At 45.0% G+C, this 19062-nt stretch carries 21 protein-coding genes; 13 read left to right on the forward strand and 8 right to left on the reverse strand.

From position 1 onward, the window contains the following. Positions 1-8 precede the first annotated feature (8 nt). From LDX50_RS20255 to LDX50_RS20270, 4 genes are all read left to right on the forward strand, one after another. Entirely contained in the window at positions 9-1037 is a 1029-nt protein-coding gene (locus LDX50_RS20255) for a sensor histidine kinase (RefSeq protein WP_225698026.1), read from the forward strand. Then, positions 1018-1770, forward strand: a complete 753-nt coding sequence (locus LDX50_RS20260) for a LytR/AlgR family response regulator transcription factor (RefSeq protein WP_225698027.1) — start codon at positions 1018-1020, stop codon at positions 1768-1770. The genes LDX50_RS20255 and LDX50_RS20260 overlap by 20 nt, the downstream gene beginning before the upstream one ends. A 91-nt stretch (positions 1771-1861) precedes the next feature. Further along, on the forward strand, positions 1862-2209 hold the full coding sequence (locus tag LDX50_RS20265; RefSeq protein ID WP_225698028.1) for a hypothetical protein: 348 nt from the start codon (positions 1862-1864) through the stop codon (positions 2207-2209). Continuing rightward, entirely contained in the window at positions 2206-2784 is a 579-nt protein-coding gene (locus LDX50_RS20270) for a DUF4082 domain-containing protein (RefSeq protein ID WP_225698029.1), read from the forward strand. The genes LDX50_RS20265 and LDX50_RS20270 overlap by 4 nt, the downstream gene beginning before the upstream one ends. Here LDX50_RS20270 and LDX50_RS20275 read toward each other — a convergent pair. Genes LDX50_RS20275 through LDX50_RS20285 form a run of 3 tightly spaced genes read right to left on the reverse strand, consistent with a single transcriptional unit; the run spans position 2747 to position 6515 of the window. Beyond that, on the reverse strand, positions 2747-5011 hold the full coding sequence (locus LDX50_RS20275; RefSeq protein WP_225698030.1) for a TonB-dependent receptor: 2265 nt from the start codon (positions 5009-5011) through the stop codon (positions 2747-2749). The genes LDX50_RS20270 and LDX50_RS20275 overlap by 38 nt on opposite strands. Before the next feature lie 5 nt (positions 5012-5016). Beyond that, positions 5017-5409 carry a c-type cytochrome gene (locus LDX50_RS20280; RefSeq protein WP_225698031.1) on the reverse strand — a complete coding sequence of 131 codons (393 nt, stop codon included), beginning with the start codon at positions 5407-5409 and terminating at the stop codon, positions 5017-5019. Continuing rightward, entirely contained in the window at positions 5406-6515 is a 1110-nt protein-coding gene (locus tag LDX50_RS20285; RefSeq protein WP_225698032.1) for a PQQ-dependent sugar dehydrogenase, read from the reverse strand. The genes LDX50_RS20280 and LDX50_RS20285 overlap by 4 nt, the downstream gene beginning before the upstream one ends. A 329-nt stretch (positions 6516-6844) precedes the next feature. Between LDX50_RS20285 and LDX50_RS20290 the strand changes: the two genes are divergently transcribed. Both LDX50_RS20290 and LDX50_RS20295 read left to right on the forward strand, forming a co-directional pair. Then, positions 6845-7318, forward strand: coding sequence for a TlpA family protein disulfide reductase (locus tag LDX50_RS20290; protein ID WP_225698033.1), 474 nt, complete (start codon positions 6845-6847; stop codon positions 7316-7318). Between the two features lie 66 nt (positions 7319-7384). Continuing rightward, complete coding sequence (locus LDX50_RS20295) at positions 7385-8017, forward strand: potassium channel family protein (protein WP_225698034.1); 633 nt, start codon at positions 7385-7387, stop codon at positions 8015-8017. A gap of 11 nt (positions 8018-8028) precedes the next feature. Here LDX50_RS20295 and LDX50_RS20300 read toward each other — a convergent pair whose 3' ends face one another. Then, complete coding sequence (locus LDX50_RS20300; RefSeq protein WP_225698035.1) at positions 8029-9012, reverse strand: DUF1028 domain-containing protein; 984 nt, start codon at positions 9010-9012, stop codon at positions 8029-8031. Positions 9013-9112: 100 nt separating this feature from the next. Here LDX50_RS20300 and LDX50_RS20305 point away from each other — a divergent pair, with 100 nt between their 5' ends. Both LDX50_RS20305 and murB read left to right on the forward strand, forming a co-directional pair. Further along, on the forward strand, positions 9113-9544 hold the full coding sequence (locus LDX50_RS20305; RefSeq protein ID WP_225698036.1) for a hypothetical protein: 432 nt from the start codon (positions 9113-9115) through the stop codon (positions 9542-9544). Between the two features lie 102 nt (positions 9545-9646). After that, positions 9647-10660: a UDP-N-acetylmuramate dehydrogenase gene (gene murB, locus LDX50_RS20310; protein ID WP_225698037.1), complete on the forward strand. Its 1014-nt coding sequence runs from the start codon at positions 9647-9649 to the stop codon at positions 10658-10660. On the opposite strand, the gene LDX50_RS20315 is transcribed toward murB, so the two are convergent. Continuing rightward, entirely contained in the window at positions 10661-11143 is a 483-nt protein-coding gene (locus LDX50_RS20315; protein WP_225698038.1) for a deoxycytidylate deaminase, read from the reverse strand. 79 nt (positions 11144-11222) lie between these two features. Here LDX50_RS20315 and LDX50_RS20320 point away from each other — a divergent pair, with 79 nt between their 5' ends. From LDX50_RS20320 to LDX50_RS20335, 4 genes are all read left to right on the forward strand, one after another. Beyond that, positions 11223-11756: a DUF2911 domain-containing protein gene (locus LDX50_RS20320; RefSeq protein ID WP_225698039.1), complete on the forward strand. Its 534-nt coding sequence runs from the start codon at positions 11223-11225 to the stop codon at positions 11754-11756. Between the two features lie 7 nt (positions 11757-11763). Beyond that, positions 11764-12078, forward strand: a complete 315-nt coding sequence (locus LDX50_RS20325) for an Mpo1-like protein (protein ID WP_225698040.1) — start codon at positions 11764-11766, stop codon at positions 12076-12078. Positions 12079-12100: 22 nt separating this feature from the next. Continuing rightward, the gene (locus LDX50_RS20330; RefSeq protein WP_225698041.1) at positions 12101-13063 is read left to right on the forward strand and encodes an AraC family transcriptional regulator; all 963 of its coding nucleotides are present in this window, start codon (positions 12101-12103) and stop codon (positions 13061-13063) included. Between the two features lie 68 nt (positions 13064-13131). Then, positions 13132-14019, forward strand: coding sequence for a tetratricopeptide repeat protein (locus LDX50_RS20335; protein ID WP_225698042.1), 888 nt, complete (start codon positions 13132-13134; stop codon positions 14017-14019). Here LDX50_RS20335 and LDX50_RS20340 read toward each other — a convergent pair. Continuing rightward, a complete protein-coding gene (locus tag LDX50_RS20340) occupies positions 14016-15149 on the reverse strand; it encodes a PQQ-dependent sugar dehydrogenase (RefSeq protein ID WP_225698043.1) in 1134 nt (377 codons plus the stop codon). The two genes, LDX50_RS20335 and LDX50_RS20340, sit on opposite strands and share 4 nt — an antisense overlap. Before the next feature lie 89 nt (positions 15150-15238). On the opposite strand from LDX50_RS20340, the gene abc-f reads away from it, so the two are divergent. Then, positions 15239-17155, forward strand: coding sequence for a ribosomal protection-like ABC-F family protein (abc-f, locus tag LDX50_RS20345; protein WP_225698044.1), 1917 nt, complete (start codon positions 15239-15241; stop codon positions 17153-17155). Here abc-f and LDX50_RS20350 read toward each other — a convergent pair. Together LDX50_RS20350 and LDX50_RS20355 are read right to left on the reverse strand one after the other, a co-directional pair. Beyond that, positions 17152-18420 (reverse strand): outer membrane beta-barrel protein, encoded by a 1269-nt coding sequence (locus LDX50_RS20350; RefSeq protein ID WP_225698045.1) that lies wholly within the window; start codon positions 18418-18420, stop codon positions 17152-17154. The genes abc-f and LDX50_RS20350 overlap by 4 nt on opposite strands. Beyond that, positions 18404-18955 (reverse strand): RNA polymerase sigma factor, encoded by a 552-nt coding sequence (locus LDX50_RS20355; RefSeq protein WP_225698046.1) that lies wholly within the window; start codon positions 18953-18955, stop codon positions 18404-18406. Before LDX50_RS20355 ends, LDX50_RS20350 begins: the two co-directional genes overlap by 17 nt. Between the last annotated feature and the right edge of the window lie 107 nt (positions 18956-19062).

The following is a 19062-nucleotide window of genomic DNA, read 5'->3' on the forward strand; positions in this document are numbered from 1 at the left end:
TTTCAATTATGTTCACAAATCCATACAGATATCTTTTTATCCTGCTACTGGCTGTATATTCCTACCTGAATATACTGTTTACGGAAGGGGATAAATTATTCGGGTTTCGACCGAGTCCGCTGTTATTCTTCGGAATAATCCTCGGCATGGTATATCTGATATGGGAAGGAAACCGGCTCATCGAAAAACGACTGTCAATACTTCAGTCGATCCGTGTTCATCCATTACTTAAGTTCTATCTGATCAGCCTTTTTTGGGTTTTGATGATTGGGTTTGCCGTCACCGGAATACTTCAGATCACTCACCAGCTATCAGAAGATGCCTTTCTTACATTAAAATTATCACTTGGTTTCGCATTCAGGGTTAACCTGTTTCTGCACTGTGTTAATGCGATTGTTTATTTCATGAATCAGAGTCGTGTCAACCAGCTTGAAAAAGAAGGTTTGCTCAAAGAAACGGCTGAAGCCCGCTTTGAAGCTTTGCGTAATCAGGTAAATCCACATTTTCTATTCAATAGTTTCAATGTACTCAATACACTGGTACACAAAGATCCTGACACTGCTTCAAAGTTTATTCAACAATTAAGCAAGGTATATCGCTACCTGCTCAATAACCAAACCAGCAAGGTGGTTCCACTCAAATCCGAACTGGAGTTCCTTGATGCCTATATATTTCTTCTAAAAATTCGTTTCGGTGAAAATCTGCAAATTCAAAATGAGATTGAGAACACCGTCGGGCAAAACTATATCGCTCCGGCAACGCTGCAGATGCTCATTGAAAACGCAATCAAACATAATATTGTCTCGAAAGCAGACCCGCTCCAAATCAGATTGTTTCGAAATGGAGAATATTATGTAGTGGAAAATAACGTTCAGTTGAAACCGGTCCCTGAGGAGTCAACCAATACCGGACTCAGAAATATTCGACAGCGCTATGAGTTTTTATGTGGAGAAAATGCGGTAATCGTTCAATCTGATGGGAAATTCGTTGTAAAAATACCTATTTTGGACGTTGAAGATGAAAATTCTAATCGTTGAAGATGAGGAACTGGCTGCAGAACGCCTGCAGGAAATGGTCAACACGTATGATCCGTCTATTGAAATTCACGGACCCCTGGATACCATTAAGGAAGCCGTCCGGTTTCTTCAGAAAAATCACGAATCCATCGACCTGATCCTGTTGGATATCCAGCTTGCCGATGGTAAAAGCTTCGAGATATTCAATCAAATTCAGTTCAATAACCCGGTAATATTCACAACAGCTTACGATGAGTACGCGATTGACGCGTTTCGTCTGAATAGCATTGATTATCTGTTGAAGCCTATTTCAACGGAAGACCTTAAAAAGGCACTGGACAAATTTTTTAATGTCCAGAAAAGTCAGACCCCTTTTATTTCCCGTGAACTAATTCAAACTATCCTATCCAAGCGCAAGTTCAAAGAACGTTTCCTGGTGAAAGCAGGGCAGCGTATGTATTTCAGGGAAACCCCGGAAATTGACCATTTCTTTGCCGATGACAAGCTTTGCTATCTTACAGATCTTGAAGGTAAAAAATTCCTGATCGATCATACGCTGGAACAACTGGAGGATCTGCTGGATCCCGATATGTTTTTCAGAGTGAACCGGTCGGCAATTGTACAATTGCAGGCCATTCGCGAGATCCGTCAAATCAACGGTAATCGTCTTCAAATCTTTACAAAAACCGGAACGGGTGATCACCTGATCGTCAGCCGCTCACGGGTGCCCAATTTTAAGTCATGGCTTGAGTAGCACCCGGTGAATTGTCTTTCGGTTATTCAATCAACAATAAATTAGTGTCTCAAATATTTTCAAACATCACGGAATGATTTAATTTGGTGATATGAAAATACAGCTTGTGCTTACAACGATCATATTATTATTTGTGGCTGGGCCAGTAATGTCTCAAACCCAGGATCGACTGGACTCGCTCAAACAAGAGATCATACACTTACAGGCAGAAGTGGATAATATCAACCTGAATCTGGAAAAATCCCGGACAAAATTTCAGAAAGGCATCCTCATTGCGACAATTGGATACACGGTGACCATTGCAGGAGGATTGATGCTGGGAAGGGAAAATGACAGTCTCGGACAGGTATTGCTTATTACCGGCGGGGTTACCGGCATCACAGGAACCTATATGATGGTTGATGCATTTAAATTTTTAGGAAGAAGCAGAAAGGAATGAAGAATTTGAAGTGGGTTTGTGGGGTGATAGCCCTGGTTGCTGCTGGTTTTTTTGCATCATGCAATGACGGAATAGAATTACCCGAACTCACTGGTGAATATCCTATTGTTGAGGTTGCACGCCCCCTGGCTATCCGTGATACCGTACAAAACGAATTGGGCAGATTTGAAATGGGCTATGAATTTATACCCCGGGTCGATGGTCAGTTTCAATCCATCACCGGCGTATTACCTAAAACAGCCACCTATAAGATCACCCTGTGGGATGCCTTTTCGAAAGAAATCATTCAATTCTGGGAAATACAGTATTTTGAAAACATTTACCAGGAAGTATTTATTGATGAGCCGGTTGATCTAACCGCCGGAAAATCCTACATGCTCACCATCAATACGATTAATTGGTATGATTATGAGCCTCCTGCCGTTGGAACGATTTTCCCCCAAACCATCGGGAACGTGGAAATTGTTCGGTTTGGACTGAAAGAAGCATTTCAAACAGAGTACCCTACACAGTTCTATGATAATCAAATGTGGGGGCTTATTGATTTTCGCTTCGAACCCTTCCGGGTTGATTAAATAATATTCGTATCCCACCAAAGTAGTTTCGTTCTGCCGCAGGGTTAAAGTACCGGCTTCCAAAAGCATTAAGATCATTCCCGAGCGAATAGGATCGGTTCAGCAGATTGTCAACCCCGCCAAAAATGGCCAGTGACAACTTGTTATTCAATTTCATTGTCCACTGAAGATTTAGCTGGAGAAGGTCGACTTTTTTAGAAAACACCGTATTGGCATCATTCAAAGGAATTACGGAAACATGCTGATAATTCAAATCTGCCTGGAGATTTCTGAATATCCGGGCTGTAAGCCAAACGTTCAATGACAAATCAGGAGTTCCGGTAAGACTATTATCGCTGAAATCGGTGTTTTCACCATTGGCCACACGAACATATTCCAGGAAAGTAAACCGGTACCAGGTGACAGCAGTTTTAAGATAGAGATAGTTTAACAGCGCGCTATTATTTTCAATCAGGCGCAGGCCACTCAAAACTTCAAGTCCGGCATGCCCGGTTTTACCGGCATTTGTAAAGGTACTGGTCCCATTTGCATCGATCTGACTAACAATCGTATTACGCTGACGCATGTAAAAAGCATTCAGGTCTATTGCCAGTCGTTCATTAAAGAAATTACCACGGAACCCAATTTCAAAATTGTGAGCAATCTCGGATTTCAGATCGGTATTGATGCTGGCATCACTGGTACGGACCTCATCCAGTCCGGGAGGTGAAAAACCTTGTCCGTACGACCCATGGATCGAAAAATCCCCCAACTTTCGAACTACTGACACACGCGGAGAAAAAATGACATCAAAGGGCCTTTCCAGCGTATAGCTGCTGTCAAGCCCGGCGTCTCTGAGGCGGTTAAAATTATACGAAAGATGGTTTATACTCCCGGCCAGGCTAAAGTGCCAGTTATCCCGGGCATAAGAAACCTGAAGATATTCAAAACCTGTAAATTGTCGGTTCTCATCGGCGTATCTCAGTGTATCGGGAAATCCCTGTGCATTGCCAAAATTATCCGCGGTTGCTGTACCCCACTGCCATTCTCCACCGATCGTAAATCGCACTGGTCCGGCATCCTGGTTAAAACGGGTTCGGATTCCCCCTCCTCCCAGGTTCTCAAACTCATAATTGGTAATGAATGGATTTCGTTTTGAAGAGCTTGAAAAGAATACCTGTGTTTGATTGGACCCTTTATCCCAGGAAATTGAATGGTCCACCCCTGCCAGCAAATATTGCTGATCAATCAGACTGTTTTGGGACACTGCAGCCGTTCGTGCCATCGTAGGATCTTCTTCAGCCTGTTCTTCAGTTAGCCCTCCCGGCAATTGATAGAAAAGATCTGCCGCAAGCAGGTGGTACCCCAACTTCTGACGGTCTGATATATGTACCGTTCCGCTTAGCACAATATTTCCTCTTTCAGAGCGGGAATGGTCACGATAACCTTCGGAAGTAAGTTTAGAGGCTTGCAGCTGAATGGAGTGTTCTTTACTTACGAATGACACCCCGGCCTGAAGCCTTCTCATCTGATAGCTTCCAACAGTGAGGGCTGCCTCTGCCGCTAACCCCGGTTCAGAACCTGCTTCATTTTCCATTAAAATAACACCTCCGATTCCGGCTCCGTAACTGCTGCCGGCAGGCCCGCGAATGATCTGCACATTTCCCAACTGCTCAAGTGCGAGCATGTTGAGCGGCGTATTCCCTGTCGGTTCCGTCAAAGGAATATTGTTCCAGTATACCTTTACATTCCTCACGCCAAACGGTGACCGCAATGTACTGCCACGAATATTGATGCGGTAGCTTGCCGGTGACCGTTGTTCCATTCGTACTCCTGCCAGGCTGTTCAATGCGGTAACGGGAGTTACAGCGGAAAATGTTGATATCTCCTTGCCTGGAAGGAACGAATACCCGCCGGCCACTTCCTTTAACGACACAGGTTCCTGGTAGCCCTGAATCACAACTGTGGGTAAAACTTCAAGCCGTGGAGTCAGATACAGCCTGGATGAAGCTGATTGAATATCAGAAATTTCAAGAGGTTCATAACCGACATGACGAATTACGCATACACCACTGGCAATTTGCATATATCCTTCTTCATCGGCTATTGATGAAAAGCCATTATCACATTGAATCGTCGCTCCTGCAATTGGAAGATTGGTACGATTGTCAAGGATCTGAATGCGCGACTGCCCGTACAGCGCGGCTGAAAATAATACAAAAAGAAAAATGGGAAGACTCCTGATCATACCGATTACTGATCCACGGCCTTTACCTGTTCAGGAGAAATATAATCATGGCTGTTGCCCCAGGAATTCAGAACATAATTCAATACGTCGGCCACTTCGGGGTCCGTCAGCTGCTGTGAGGTCATAATCGAATTATACGTTTTACCATTTACCACGATTTCGCCCTGCAGACCAAATTTAACCGCATGAATACCTCTGGTGATGTCCTCGAGAAGATAATCCGATTTCGCAAGCGGCGGAAACGCTCCAGGGATTCCTTCTCCGTTGGCCTGATGACAGGCGATACACAGCTGGTTGTAAATTTCCTTTCCCCGCTCCATGCTTTTCACCTTTTTCTGGTCCTGCCAGGTGAACGAAAGAAGGACTACCGACAAGATAAGAACTGCAAAAACTCTCATGATTTTTCTGGTATAATTCTGAATATTCCTTTTCCCTCTACAAGTATGTAAATATAACCATCCGGCCCTTCTTTCACCTCCCTGATCCGGCCAATACCCTCAAGCATCTTTTCCTTCGAAACAACCTTGAGCCCATCGAGTACCACGCGCTCAAGGTAACCAAATTTGAGTGAACCAACCAATGCATGCCCCTTCCACTCCGGATAACGGTCACTCTCCACGATAATCAATGAGCTTGGTGCTATGGACGGTACCCAGTACGTAAGGGGTTGCTCCATGCCTTCCCTTTTCGTTTCTTCAGTTATAATCGTGCCGTCATAATTTTTCCCATATGTAATCTCCGGCCAGCCGTAGTTAGCTCCTTTTTTTATAAGATTCAGTTCATCCCCACCCATCGGACCATGTTCAGTTTCAAGCATAACTCCAAGTGATTTATGCCAGGCTAAACCCTGCGGATTCCGGTGGCCCCATGACCAGATTTCCGGTCTTGCCGATGTTTCACCCACGAATGGATTGTCCTCCGGGATTTTTCCGTCATCAAATAACCTTACAATACTTCCGGAAGTTACCGAAAGATCCTGGGCGTTCTTTGAATCACCTCGTTCGCCAAGGGATAAAAATAAATACCCCTTATCATCAAATTCTATCCGCCCCCCAAAATGCTGCCGCCTTGTGCTGTTGGGCGTGGATCGAAATAATTCCTGTAGTTCTGTAATACGGTTTCCATCGATTTTTACACGGATCAGCACTGTATTTCCTCCATCGCCGTCCTGTTCACCGGAATATGTAATGTAAACCCAACCATTATTCTCATAATCAGGGTGCAATTCCAGGTCCATCAGACCGCCCTGTCCGCGTACATAGACTTCAGGTAATCCTTCGACTTCATTTCGGTCGCCTCCCTTGATTCGATACAGTTTACCGGAACGTTCAGTAACCAGCATAGCGCCATCTTCCAGCCAGACAACGCCCCAGGGAACTCCGCTCAGGCCTTCAACCTGCTGCAGTTCAAAAGATATTTTTCCCGAGCTGTATCGCTTTTCATCCTGCGCCTGCAGGCTTAAAAAAAATGCAGTTAGTATAATTACGGTAAAACAGGATTTCATTTAGCTAGTTTTTCTATTTAACCCGAAGCAAGAGTAACATGTTATGACATTATTAGGCATCCTTTTTTCTATTTGTTTAAAAATACATATAATCCGTTATGCGTGAAACCTTTTTAAATAATTGGGCCGAGGCATCACTCACGTCATTGGGGTTCTTTTGGATGGCATTTTGGGCATTTGGACCGGGATATCTCATTAGCAGTTTAATTCGGGTTTGTAACCACGCCCAGGCGGCCGATCGCGGTAAAACAGAAGCATTGCTGAAATATTTAGCCTGGGGGTGCTACCTTTGGCTGGCTACCGCAATGGTAATTAAATTTATCCTATAAATGAGAACAAGTTCATTCATCATAATGGCCGCTATGGTATTCGCTTGTAATACCGGGCTGAGATCTGATTTCCTTGACAAACTTGAATTACAAACCCTGGATGCCTGGTCCGCACAATTGCCGGGTGACGAAAACACATTTTATCTGATCAATTTCTGGGCTACCTGGTGTAAACCATGCATCCGTGAAATACCAGCCCTCCTCGAGCTTGAGAAAAACTTAGCCGGTGAGGGATTAAAGCTCATATTTATTTCCAACGAGGATGGAAAAAAGGTCGAATCCTTCATCAATAACCGCGAACTTGGGATTTCCAGCTTTCTGATGCCTTCGGCTATAGAAACATATGAACTGCTTTATTTGCCGACCACCTACCTTATCAGCCCGGACGGTCAGATTCTTCTGAAGCAGGAAGGTGAACAGGCGTGGGACGAACCCGTTATGATTGATAAAATCCGTCGGTTGATTTCCGAATGATTATCTGAGAGGTGAAAATTTGATAAATTTTTGTAAAATAAATCTTCATTGAACCCGAACCAATATATGGCAACACCCAAGAAGATCTGGAGTATACTTTTAATGGCTGAAATATTCATTCTGGCATTTGTTTCCGGGTTTATGCCGGTGAAACTAATTACCGGACTAAATGCGCTGATGTTCATCCTGATTTATTTTACCTCGGCGATGTCCATTTCCACCCTGAATAAGAAATTCTTTATCCTCGTCTGGATAAGCATGGGCCTTCAAATCCTCTCCCAGCTATTTGATTACAATGAATTCGTTGTAACGATGCAGATTGTTAATATTTTCTTCTTCTCGGCGATTGTCGGACTGTTAATTAACAGGATCGCCCGCGCTAAAAGCATCACGGAATCAGTGATCTTCGAGGCCATTAATGGCTATCTTCTTCTGGGGGTATTGTTTGCCGCCATGGTCGGACTGATGTTTCGTTTTGATCCCACTTCCTTCAGCTTCAACAATATAAGTGAAGTGCGAAATAATGAATTCATTTATTTCAGTTTCGTAACAATAACAACCCTTGGATACGGTGATGTTTTACCTGTCCAGCCCTATGCCAAATCACTGGCTATGCTTGCCGCAGTAACCGGACAGCTTTATCTAACTATAATTATTGCTCTTTTGGTCGGTAAATATTCGAATCAGCTGACGCAATAATGTTACTTCAATTATTGTTTCAGAATCGCTTTGAGTTGATCTTCCCCTACCTGTAAAAGGCCGGATGCCGGCAGGCGCCTGGTGAGTTCCTTCCAGTTTTTGTCTCCTTTGAATACTTCCCTGAACATTGGCAGTGCCTTCTCCAGATCACCATTGTTGGCAAGTGCAACGGCAGTCCAGTATTTCATTTCCAGGTTATCCGGAAACATTTTCTGGGCGGCCCCGTATTCGCTCAGTGCTTTGTCCATGTCGTTTACTTCAAGGGCCAAATCTCCTGCCGACATATGTTCATAGGCCCTGTATACCCGCAACAGGCGATCGAGTTCTACAAGTGGTTCCTCAGCATCATCCACGCGGAGATCAATCTGAGGATCCTCCCATGGCTTTACGTTTTTATCCCCACTTACCACCAGCAATGCCGCAGATTGCTTTCCGCGGATATCACCTCCCGCCTTCTGGGCAGCCTTCAGCGCCGAAACAACGCGCTCAGCCAGCGGCATTCCCTTCGATTTCTCAAAATCTTCAGCCATGGCATCCCATACTTCGTCTGTAAGCATCATATTCGCCTGAACCGAATAGCCCTCCCCGGTACGCATGCCCGCTTCCGATATACATTTTACCCCGGTATGTACAGCGACGTTTCCGTTGGCATCCACAATCGCCACCTGACGGAAGTCCCGCCCGTCATCATCTGACAGCAGAATATCGAGCGTTTGCTGCGCCGTTTTTCCCTCCTCGAGTAATTCGAGACCCCTCGGACCGAAACTGATGTTGGTAAATGACTGGGTAGCAATAGCTCCAACCCCTGCTTTAGCCCAGGAGACCGCCGTACCCACCGAAAACCAGTGACTTTGAACTCCAACCGCCATTTCGCCGGTTTCTGAATCACGCGCGACTATGGAAAAGGTATGCGCCAGTGGCTCTGATGATTTAAAAACCTGTCCGTTCACCGACAGACTTACGAGACTAAACAAGAATATTAAATAACGTTTCATTTTTTACTGGATATCAATCAATTATAAATAAAAAATCATGCTTTGTGTCCAAAAATTACTATATTCTGGCTACCAAACCAATAATCAACCTAATACAACTATGAGAAAACTAGTAATGCTTGCGGCACTGATGTGCTTTTGTTTATCTCCCCTGTTTTCACAGGACATGCAGCCGGAAAAATTTCCGGACTCAAAATTAATCCAGATCACCTACATGAAATTCCATCCGGGTAAAATGGGAAGGGCCATGGAAATAGTCCGGGACTATTTCATGAAGGCCTCCGTGCAATCCGGAACCCGCACACCCATGATGGCAGTCAATATGATGACCGGGGAATGGGATATGATGGTTGTCTGGGAAAGCGATATTTCTGACCTGGAATGGCGCAGATCGCCTGATGGCATTAAATGGCAGAAGGCACTCAATGAACTCGCCGGGGGCGCCGACAAAGCCCGTGAACTACAGGAGGAATATGGTTCTACGATAGCCGCCAGTACCTCAGATATGGGGCGAAAGAGAAACCTGAATTAAGGTAATGATCCAAAGGGCTGCTTTTTTAGCAGCCCTTTTTTATTAAGTATTCCATTTTTATCCGAAATTTAGCCTTCATTCATTTTTTAATTTACCGGCTGAATGCAAATCCAGAAAAACTTCCCGCTTCAGGGCTTCAATACGTTCGGGCTACCATCGGTTGCACAGGAATTTGTGCGATGCAATTCCATCGAAGATGTACAGGATGTGATAAAACAATTACATCCGGATCCGCTTTTCATCCTTGGTGGCGGAAGCAATATACTGCTTACGAGAGATATTGAAGGACTTGTTCTGAAAATGGATATCTCAGGAAAGGAGGTGCTTCATGAAAGCGATGAAGATGTAATTGTACGCGCCGGTGCCGGCGAGAACTGGCACGAATTTGTCATGTACGCGATCGATAATAACCTTGGTGGCATCGAGAACTTATCCCTGATACCGGGAACGGTTGGTGCGGCGCCCATGCAAAATATCGGGGCATATGGGGTGGAAATTGAACAGGTATTTGATCACCTTCGGGCTGTGGATCTAACCACAGGTGAAATTCGCACTTTTTTCAAGGAGGAATGCGATTTTGGATATCGCGAAAGTATTTTCAAAAAAGAAGCAAAGGGGAAATATATCATATGCGATGTGGCATTCAGGTTACGCAAGTTTCCGCATACACTGAACATATCCTACGGTGCCATCGGCGACACACTGCATCAAAAGGGCATCACTAACCCAACCATACGGGATGTTAGTAACGCTGTTATTGAAATCCGGAAAAGTAAACTGCCCGATCCGGCAGAAATCGGAAACTCAGGCAGTTTCTTCAAAAACCCCACCATTTCGGCTGAAATGTTCAACCGGCTGAAGGAAGAATTTAATGAATTGCCCGGATACAAGACAGATGATCATCAGGTCAAAGTTCCTGCGGCCTGGTTAATTGAGAAATGTGGCTGGAAAGGGCTTGTTCGTGATGGCATTGGCGTCCATAAAAACCAGGCACTTGTACTTGTAAATTACGGGTCAGGGAAAGGGGCCGACATTGAAAAGCTGGCATTTGAAATTCAGGCATCAGTTCGGGAACGGTTTGGTATCGAGCTGCAGCCTGAGGTAAACATCATATGATCAGATCATATGGGTAACATTATCCAGGTTGCCAGCATAACGAATCGTTTCCACACCGAATTTTTCCAGAAAGTCAACGCCCTCATCACTGCCAATTCCCTTATACTCGGCATATGAGTTCAGGTATACCACCTTGGTCACACCCATCGTGAAAATGATTCTTGCACACGCCAGGCACGGCGCCAGTGTCACATACAAGGTTGCTCCCTGAACTTCCGTCTTATTTTTCACCGCGTACAGGAGGGCATTTTGTTCTGCATGGATCGCCAGTGAACACCCACCCTTACTGTCACGCGGACATCCGGCTTCCGGCCATTCATCATCACAGTTATGAGTGCCTGCGGGAGGTCCGTTATACCCGATTGAAATAATACGCGTGTCTTTTGTGAGGACAGCCCCAACATGACGTTTGATGCAATGAGACCGCTTGGCGAGATTCACAGCAAGCTCCATATAGATATCATCGAAGTCGGGTTTATTCATGAATACAGGTGGATTTTCAGGTATAATATTTGTGTGGAAAGTTGCGTATATTTAGCCACAAATAAAAATAGAAAGCTCTATGAGAATCGTGCCTTTAGTTGTCATTCTGTCTTTTTTAACCCTACAGGTATTGGGCCAGGAAGCCGTAGCGCCCCGCCCCAGCCCTACCGCCATCGTTACGGTAAAATATGAAGACACGTATCTTAAAGTGACTTACAGTCAGCCTCATAAACGTGACCGCGCCGTATTTGGGGAGCTGGTTCCATACGGAGAAGTCTGGAGAACCGGAGCGAACGAGGCAACAGAGCTTACTGTTACAGAAGACATTGAAATCAATGGAAACAGGCTCAAAGCCGGAACTTATTCTTTATTCAGCATACCAGGTGAAAAGGAATGGACCATTATTCTGAACAGTGAACTGGGGCAATGGGGAAGTTATAATTATAATGAAGCCTCCGATGTGCTTCGATTCAATGTTCCGGTTCAAGCCCTTGAGAATGTCGTATGGGAACCATTTACAATTGCGTTCGAGCAAAACAACGAGAAAGCGGAAATGCGTCTCATGTGGGATCGGACCATGGTAGCCATCCCAATACAATTTCTTGATCACTAAATTCTGCATGGAAGACCGATTCAATTCTTTCCGGGAGTTCTACCCCTATTACCTTACAGAACATACGCATACAACATCGCGCATCCTTCACTTTACAGGCACGTTGCTGGTATTTGTATTACTGATTATGGCAATCTATTATGGTAACGGCTGGTTGCTGCTGGCAATTCCAGTCGTCGGTTACGGGTTTGCCTGGGTTGGACATTTCTTTTTTGAAAAGAATAAGCCCGCTACCTTCAGATATCCCCTATTCAGTCTTGCTTCAGATTTTAAACTATTCTTTGAACTCTTAACTGGCCGACAAAAATTCAAATCCTCCTGAAGGATTTTCCGTAAACCAAGATATGGATGCCGGCTGGAACTTCTGGACAGTTTTATTTCTTGTTATTGCAGGACAAGGATTATTACTCTCCGGACTGATCTATAAGCAAAAGCCGAAATTCAGATATTTTTCCCTTTCGATATTATTTTTTTCCTTCCTGCTTTTTTACTACGTCATATTCTGGTCTGGCAACATCCAGAACATGCCTCGCTGGATGGGAATTATGATGGGACTTCCCTATCTCATTGCGCCGCTCATGTACCGGCAAATCAGGACCATCGTCCTTTGGCGTCATTTATTGATATTTCCTTTATTCATGTCCTTTTATCTCCTTACGCTGTTATTGTCATTTCCTTCCTGGACATTTCAGCTTCAGGCCATAATTCAGTGTGTATTCCTGCTTACCTATGCAACAGCCGCAACTTTGAATGCTAGCACCAACATTAGCCGAAGGATCTCATGGCTCTTCCTCGGTTTTACCCTGGCACACCTCACCTATTATATCCTGGTATGGACGAATATTCTTACCCCACTTCGGGATTATTTTGTATCGCTCACAGGGGCCATATTCATGTACGGAAGTGCATACCTGGTTCTCTTCGGAAAGGAGAAGGAAGATATCCGGGATGACCTTCAGCTTAAAATGCGCAATATCCTTATTGAGCGCATTGAAGAAGAAAAACTATACCTGGATAATGAATTACGATTACAGTCATTGAGTGAAGCGACCGGATTCTCAATACACCAGATTTCGGAATTGATTAACAGCGGCGGTAAGAACTTTGCCGATCTTATCAACGGATACCGGGTTCAGGAAGCACGGCGTTTATTGCGAAGTCTTGAGGCTTCGCATATGTCAACGACCGAAATCGGATATGCCGCGGGCTTCAACAACAAGTCGTCATTCTACAAACATTTCAAGAAGGTGACAGGTGAATCTCCCATGCAATTCCGAAGCAGGTCGAATGTGGCATTCAGTAAATAGTATATTTTTATAATTTCAGACTTTGATCAATACTTAATTATGTTAATTGTGGCTAAACGTGTACAGCCATGAAAACATTACTGACTCTGATATTTTGCCTGATAACTACAGCAGCATTTAATCAAACTCCTGAAGCCGACCAATATCTCCGGAACAATGAATTTGAAAAGGCAGAAAAATTATATTTGTCCTATCTGGAAAACCACCCGGGGGATTCTATGGCAATGTTCAGATTAGGCCGGGCATATTCCGGACTTCAGCAATGGAGCAACGCAGAAATGTATTACAAGAAGGCTGCAGCCCATAATTTTCCAGTCTCTGCGACAGCCTTCCAGATAGCTCAAAATTATCTTCACCAGCAAAATAATCGGGAAGCCATGAAAGCCCTGAATGAAGGAGCTGCTGCCGGCATGAGGAATTATATCCGGCTCACCCAGGACCCTTTGTTCACAACACTGCATTCTCACCCGGACTGGCAACAGTTACTTGAAAAAGTAGAACTTAATACCTATCCGTGCCTGAGTCAACCTGAAGCTCGTCAGTTCGATTTCTGGATCGGATCCTGGGATGTTCACCTGAATGGGGCCAAGGTTGGGGAAAACCAGATTACCCGCGCCAACGGCGGGTGCGCCATCCACGAAAACTATACTACTTTTCCGCGGGATTATACCGGGCAAAGCATCAATTTCTATGATCCGCTGGAAAAACGGTGGCACCAGCACTGGGTTGGCAGTGGCGGCGATATAACCAACTATTACGAGACCGGAAAATCAGAAGGGGTACTTGAATTTACCGGTCAGATGATCAATGCCAGCGGCGTGGAGATCACCAACAGGATGACATTCACTCTGCTGGAAAATGGGAATGTCCGTCAACTGATTGAAACCTCCCTGGACAAAGGAAAGTCCTGGAGTTCTTCATTCGACGGACTTTATATTCCGCAGAAAAACGATTAGCCGTTGTAAGTGATCCGGTAAATCTTTCCGGCCTGATCATCGGATACCAGCAGGGACCCATCCGGCATTTCAAGAACATCAACTGGTCTGCCCCAGGATTCCTGCGTGTCGTCGTTGAGCCATCCGTCAATAAAAACACTGTGGCCTGTAGCTTCACCATTTTCAACAGAAACGCGCATCAGTCTGTAGCCGATCTTCTTGGAGCGGTTCCATGACCCATGTTGCGCAACGATAATATCACCCTTGAAATCAGCCGGAAACATATTTCCGCGGTAAAATTTCATACCCAGTGGTGCGGTATGTGCCTCAAAACGAACCTGTGGAGCGACAAAGTCATCGCAATTTCCTAATTCTCCGAATTCAGGATCGGAAAGATATCCGCCATGACAGAACGGATAACCGAAATGCTGGCCTGCTTCTGTAACCCGGTTCATTTCACAAGGGGGAATACTGTCTCCCAGGTTATCGCGGCCATTATCGGTGAACCAGAGATCTCCCGTTTCAGGGTTCCAGTCGAAACCTACTGAATTTCGAACGCCATGCGCAAAGACTTCAAGGCCTGTACCATCAGGATTCATACGTGTGATGGATGCAAAGATCTCATCATCCGGATTACAGATATTACAGGGTGCTCCTACCGGAACGTAGAGCTTGCCATCGTTGTCGAAGGCAATGTATTTCCAGCCATGATGCTTTTCAGTCGGGAATTCATCATAAATCACTTCCGGATCCGGAGGGGATGCCAGGTTACTTTCAATGTCTGAATATTTCAGAATTCTGTTCACCTCTGCTACATACAGATCCCCATCCCTGAATGCGACACCGTTAGGAAGTACAAGCCCGCTGTCTATCACATAAGTAATGTCACCTACAAAATCTCCGTCAGTATCCTGAACTGCATATACTTTGTCTCCACTACGGTTGCCCACATAAACTGTTCCCGACGGACTCAGCGCAAGCGAACGCGCGTTTTCAACGTTGGCGTAGGTATGTATTTCAAAACCATCAGGAAGATTCAAGGCAGCAAGCGCTTCTTCCGGTAACGGCGGCGCGGGCGCATCCACTTCTTCGGTTTCAGGTTTACAAGCTACAATAAGGACTGAGAGAAGGAATATATAATATCTTTTCATTTTAAATTTCATTTGTACGAATCTAAGTTTTTTTCACTGATCTGCCATGCTGTGTAAGGTCATTTCTAATGGATTGCTACCTTTGCAGCATGCTTGCAATAAATAATCTGAGCTACTTCATCGGCGGAAGGGCATTGTATCAGAACGCCGCCCTGCACATTAAGCCCAAGGACAAGATCGGACTGATTGGTCTGAACGGGAAGGGAAAATCAACCCTGCTTAAATTGATCAATGGCGATTATCAGGCGGATGAAGGAGAAATTTCAAAGAGTAATGAATGTACCGTAGGTTTTCTGAACCAGGATCTTCTCTCCTATCTCACCGACGATAGTATTCTTACGGTTGCCATGACCGCTTTTGGAGAAGCAGTCGATACGCAGCGCCGGATAGAAAAGATATTAAAGAAACTGGAGACCGAATATTCTGACGAGTTGATTGACAAGCTCACAAAGCTTCAGGAAAAGTTTGAACGCCTCGAAGGATATTCAATGCAAGCCAAGGCAGAGGAGATACTTGAAGGGATCGGTTTCAGAACCGAAGATCTGCACCGTCCGCTGAAGCAATTCTCCGGGGGCTGGAGAATGCGTGTCATGCTGGCTAAACTCCTGCTGGAAAAACCTTCTCTTTTAATGCTCGATGAGCCCACCAACCACCTGGATCTGCCATCTATTGAATGGGTTGAGAATTATATCCGCAATTACGAAGGCGCTGTGATCATTGTTTCCCACGACCGCCAGTTTCTCAACAATACGGTAAGCAGAATTGTGGAAGTTTCCCAGGAGCAGTTGATCAGCTATGAGGGCAATTATGATTTCTACATGTCTGAAAAGGAATTGCGGTCTGAAATTCAGAAAAATGCTTTTGAAAATCAGCAGCAGAAGATCAAACAGACCGAACGATTTATTGAGCGATTCCGCGCAAAATCCACCAAGGCACGTCAGGTTCAATCACGCGTGAAGGCACTGGAACGAATGGATCGTGTGGAAGATGTGATCGATGATACTGCGGCGGTAAATTTCAAGTTCAAGTTCAAGCAAAAGTCGGGCAGATATGTCATGCGGCTGCATAATATATCCAAGGCATACGGAGACCTGTCTATTCTTAAAAATACGTCGGCGATTATTGAACGTGGAGATAAAATTGCGCTTATCGGAGCGAACGGAAAAGGTAAGTCTACCCTGCTGCGCATCATATCCGGTACGGAAATGATTGAAGGAGAGCGTGAGGAAGGTTACAATGTTATTGAGGGTTTCTATGCCCAGCACCAGCTCGAAGCGCTTCATGTGAATAATGAGATCCTTGAGGAATTGAAACAGGCCGGGAGTGATAAAACAGAGTTGGAACTGCGTCAGATACTGGGCTGTTTCCTTTTCAGTGATGACGATGTTTTCAAAAAGATCAAAGTGCTCTCCGGAGGTGAGAAATCACGTGTGGCACTGGCAAAAACGCTGATTTCTGAAGCTAATTTTTTACTGCTGGATGAACCTACCAACCACCTGGATTTCATTAGTGAGAATATCCTGATCCAGGCTCTTCAGCAGTACCAGGGAACCTTTGTCGTGGTAAGTCACAACCGTCATTTTATTTCTGAGGTAGCCAATAAGATCTGGTACATCGAGGACGAGGAAATTAAGGAATACCCGGGTACCTATCAGGAATATCTATACTGGCGCAATGAAATTAAAATGTCGGAACAGACGGAACCGGCAGAAAATGTCGTAAAAAAGGAGCCCGTAAAAAAAGAACGCCACAGGGAGCCGGAGGATCAGAAGGAACTGAAAAAACTGCAGGAAAAGCTGTCGGGTATTGAAGATGAAATTGCCGAAATTGAGTCTGAAATCGAAATGAGTGAGACGCATATGGCAAAGCCTGAAGTTTACGCTGATCCGGATGCGTTGTCTAAAGCAACCGTAACCTATGAAAAGTTGAAATCAAAGGTTAATTCGCTCCAGGACCAATGGGAAGACGTGGCAGGAAAAATCGATGAGCTGGAACAAACCTCCTAAAATACGTAGCTGAGGCGAAATCCCATTTCGAGAGATACCGGCGGACTGTCGTTTACATCCTTCTGAACGGCCGACAGGTACTGGCGAATTTGTGGGTAGGCACTCACCGTATAATGCCTTCCGAGAGGATAACTTACTTCAGCGCTAACCAGGGCACTAACTGCATATTTCTTAAAATTGGAATCCTCATCAAGGTTGGTTGATCCAAGGTTTCCTTCTGAATCTGAAACCCGGTGTTGCATGAGAATATCATTAGACATTCCTCCCAGGAGGGTAACATCCACTTTTTTGTCGAGTAGAACATAGCCTACCTGAACGGGTATCGAAACATACCCTATCCTATGCTCAACATCATATGGCTGAGTAACACTCAGCTGGGCATTTCCCTGATATTGTCGTACATCGAGCGCTACAGATTGCTGGTTCTCCGGTCCTGAAACCAGGTTGGAAGTACCACCTGCGGTTCGCTGACTGTAATTCAGCCCTCCCTGGATTACCCATCGGCGGCTGATTCTCTTACCTAATCCAAGTCCGACGTTCATTAATGTCCCTGTCGTATTCGTTTCGGTACGACCCACCATTATACTTCCGGAATTATTTTCAAAATCGGCCACCTGCAGCGATGATACCGAACCCGCAGTTGAAGTAACCGACCCGCCCGACAGATTCAATCCGGCCCAAAGTTGATCGCTTTTCAAATCTTTAGGCCCGGGCAGTACCGGAATCCGATGAAATACAGCCTCAGCAGGCCGATCAATAGATAAAGTATTAAACGGGTACAGACCTGCCAGCAACGGTGCTTCAAAAACGAACCATTCACCTGGTGCCACGTCTTTTAAAACGTCGGTTGTTTCTGGCTGATCCTGTAAATCTCCTGCAGCATCAGGTTGAATACCTGACAATAAATCATATGAATTGGCATAGGCTTCAGAGGCATCAATTGATCCTCCTTCCATTGAATTTGCGGTAATATCGGATGCTTGCTTCTCTACACTATTCTCCGCTGGTGATCCTAATTTGGCAGTTATTGATGAGGATGGCAACTCATCCCTGAAGGCTGAATAGTATACGCCTGCAGTGGTCATGGCAAAGAGCACAGAAGCTGCGATAGCGATTGGCAAGAGCCACATCCGTTTACCATTCCGGCCACTTGCATCGAGTCTTGCCTCAATCTCTTCCCAAATTTCGGGCCGGGGCTCAACCTCTGCACCTTTCATAGCCTGTTGCCAGGCTCTTTCAAAATTATTATTATTCTGAGCTTCCATAGGTTACTCCTTTTTCTTTCAATATTTTTTCTTGTAACAGGCTTCTGGCCCTTGCATACTGCGACTTTGAGGTTCCTTCGCTGATGCCCAGCATCCCGGCGATATCCCTGTGCGTGTAGCCTTCAATGGCGAACAGGTTGAAAATGGTCTGACAACCATCGGGCAGCTCCCTCACCATTTGGAGCAACTCCTCAAAATGGAAATCGGCCAATGTGAATTTCTCCCCTACATGCAAAGGCAGTTCATAGACGTCCGACATAGGGAAAGAGTATAACTTGCTTCGCTGGCTGTTCAGTGCAGTATTAACGACGATGCGTTTAATCCAGAAATAAAGACTCGATTCCTCCCTGAAATTTGAGATGTTTCTGAATATCTTAATAAATGATTCCTGAAGAATGTCCTCTGCCTCCAGTTCAGATTTGGAATAGCGCTTACTGATCGCCAGCATTTGCCCGGCAAATCTATCATAGAGCTCACGCTGGGATAAGCGGTCTCCCTGTTGACAACCTCTGATTAGCGCTTTTTCAGATTCCATGTATCTGTTCTTAGTGACCCGGAACCTGGAAGTTTGGTTGGAAGCCAGGTAAAAATATTTTCATAAATTCGTATTTATTGAAACATGGCAAAAATTTTGCCACAAAA

The organism is Fulvivirga sedimenti (assembly GCF_020328055.1).